Source organism: Streptomyces sp. WM4235, assembly GCF_001279725.1.
In the GTDB taxonomy this organism is placed as follows: Bacteria; Actinomycetota; Actinomycetes; order Streptomycetales; family Streptomycetaceae; genus Streptomyces.
In genome coordinates, this window is the sequence record NZ_LGDE01000135.1 from 1 (window position 1) to 2,817 (window position 2,817).

1 protein-coding gene is annotated in these 2,817 nt (G+C 74.2%); it reads right to left on the reverse strand.

All coding sequences use genetic code 11. The annotated features are described in order from the left end of the window. On the reverse strand, positions 1-2,817 hold a 2,817-nt coding region (locus ADK55_RS12870; RefSeq protein ID WP_159041377.1), incomplete at both ends, for an SDR family NAD(P)-dependent oxidoreductase.

The window sequence follows — 2,817 nt, forward strand, 5'->3', positions numbered from 1 at the left end:
TGAGGTGGCCGGGAGGCCGTTGGCCTGGCGGTACTGGGCGAGGGCGTCGAGGAAGGTGTTGCCGGCCGCGTAGTTGGCCTGGCCGGCGTTGCCGATCAGACCGGCGATGGAGGAGTAGAGGACGAAGGCCGACAGGTCCAGGTCCTTGGTGAGGTCGTGCAGGTTCCAGGCCGCGTCGACCTTCGGCGCCAGCACCTTGCCCAGCCGCTCGGGGGTGAGCGAGGAGAGCAGACCGTCGTCCAGCACACCGGCCGTGTGGATCACCCCGGTGAGCGGCTGCTCGGCGGGGATCGCCGCCAGCACGCCCGCCAGGGCCTCCCGGTCGGCGACGTCGCAGGCGGCCACGGTGACCTCGGCGCCGAGCCCGGTCAGTTCGGCCGTCAACTCGGCCGCGCCCGCCGCCTCGGTACCGCGTCGGCTGAGGAGCAGCAGGTGCCGTGCGCCGTGTTCGGTGACCAGGTGCCGGGCCAGTACGCCGCCCAGCGCGCCGGTCGCGCCGGTGATCAGGGTCGTGCCCCGGTCCCAACGCGGCGTGATCGCTTCCGTGTCCTGACTCGTACGGGCCAGACGCGGCACGAGGTACGCGTCGCCGCGCACCGCGATCTGCGGCTCGCCCGAGGCCAGGGCCCCGGCCGGCAGGCTGTCGCCGTCCAGGTCCACCAGGACGATCCGCCCCGGGTTCTCGCTCTGCGCCACGAGCAGCAGACCCCGTACGGAGGACTGCGCCAGATCGGTGACGGGCTCGTCGGCGGTGGCGACGGCGCCCCGGGTGACCACCACCAGCGTGGTGTCGGCGAACCGCTCGTCGGCCGTCCAGGACTGGACCGTCGCGAGCGCCTCCCGCACCGCGCGGTGCGTGGCGGCCGGTACGTCGGTGTCGACGCCGCCGGCCGGCAGCGCGAGGACGAGCGTGCCCGGCACGGGTTCGGCCGCCGCGACCGAGGCGAGGTCGGCGTACGGGCGGGCGCCGTCGACGGTGAGGTCACCGATCACGGCCCAGCCCGAGGTGTCCACCGTCGGGCGCGCCGTGGGCAGCGCGTTCCAGGCGACGCGGAACAGCCCGTCGCGTGCCGAGGAGTTGGCCTCGCGCAGTGCCTCCTTCGACAGCGGGCGCAGCAGCAGCGACTCGACGGTCGCCACCGGGGCGCCCGTCCCGTCGGCCACCGTCAGCGAGGCCACCTCGGGACCGGTGAGCGTCAACCGCACCCGCAGCGCGGCGGCGCCCGTGGCGTGCACGCTCACCCCGGACCAGGAGAACGGCAGCAGCGCCACCCGCTCGTCGTCCACCACACCCGGCAGCAGCGGGTGCAGCGCCGAGTCCAGCAGCGCCGGGTGCAGCAGGAACCGTCCGGCGTCGGCGCGCCGCGCGTCCGGCAGGGCCAGCTCGGCGAAGATCTCACCGTCGCCCTTCCAGACGCGGCGCAGCCCCTGGAAGGCAGGGCCGTAGGCGTAGTCCTGGGCGGCGAGCCGCTCGTACACCCCGTCCAGGGGGATCTCGGTCGCGCCGGCCGGCGGCCACACCGACAGGGCCTCGCCGCCGGTGTCGGCGGCGGGGGCCAGGACGCCCTTGGCGTTCAGGGTCCACGGTCGGGCCTCGGCGGGCTCCTCGCCGTCGGGACGCGAGTACACGTCCACTCCGCGGCGACCCGAACCGTCCGCGTCCGCGACCACCAGCTGGACCTGCACCCCGCCGTGCTCGGGCAGCACCAGCGGGGCCGACAGGGTCAGTTCCTCCACCTGCGGGGTGCCGAGTCGGCCTCCTGCCAGGACGGCCAGCTCCACGAAGGCGGTGCCCGGGAGCAGGACGCTGCCGAGAACGGCGTGGTCCCCCAGCCAGGGGTGGGAGCGCAGCGACAACCGGCTGGTGAAGAGGGTCTGCTCCCCGTCGGCGAGGTCCAGGCTCGCCCCGAGGATGGGGTGGTCGGTGGGGCTCAGGCCGAGCCCCGACGCGTCGGCGGCGGCCTCGACGGCGTCGAGCCAGTAGCGCTCGCGCTGGAAGGCGTACGTCGGCAGGTCGAGGGTGGAGTCGAGCCGGCCGCCGAAGTACGCGGACCAGTCGACCCGACCGCCTCGCGTGTACACCTGGCCCACGGCTGCGGCCAGTTGCAGGGCCTCGGGGCGGCCCGCCCGCAGGGTGGCCGCGGCCACCGCGGCGTCGGGGTCCTCGACGGCTCCCGTCACCAGGGCGGTGAGGATGGCGTCGGGGCCGATCTCGGTGAAGGTGGTGGTGCCGAGGGCTTCCAGGGCGGCGACGGCGTCGGTGAAGCGGACGGCGCCGCGGACCTGGTCGGCCCAGTAGTCGGGGGTGCGCAGGTCGTTCCCGGTGGCGAGCTTGCCGGTGAGGGTGGAGACGATGGGGATGCGGGGTTCGTCGTAGTTCAGGCCTGCCGCGACCTTCCGGAACTCCTCCAGCATGCCGTTCATGTGGGGGGAGTGGAAGGCGTGCGAGACGGTGAGCCGCTTGGTCTTGCGGCCCTGCGCGGCGAGTCGGGAGGCGACCTCCAGCGCCGCGTCCTCGTCGCCGGAGACGACCACTGATGTGGGGCCGTTGATGGCGGCGATGGCGAGGCGGTCGTGGAGGTCTTCGAGGTGGGGGAGTACCTCGGCTTCGGTGGCTTGGACGGCGATCATGGCGCCGCCGGTGGGCAGGGCCTGCATGAGTGTGGCGCGGGCGGCGACGAGCTTGGCGGCGTCGGGGAGGGTGAGGATTCCGGCGATGTGTGCGGCCGCGAGTTCGCCGATGGAGTGGCCGGCGAGGTGGTCGGGCTTGATGCCCCAGGATTCGAGGAGTCGGTAGAGGGCGACTTCGAGGGCGAA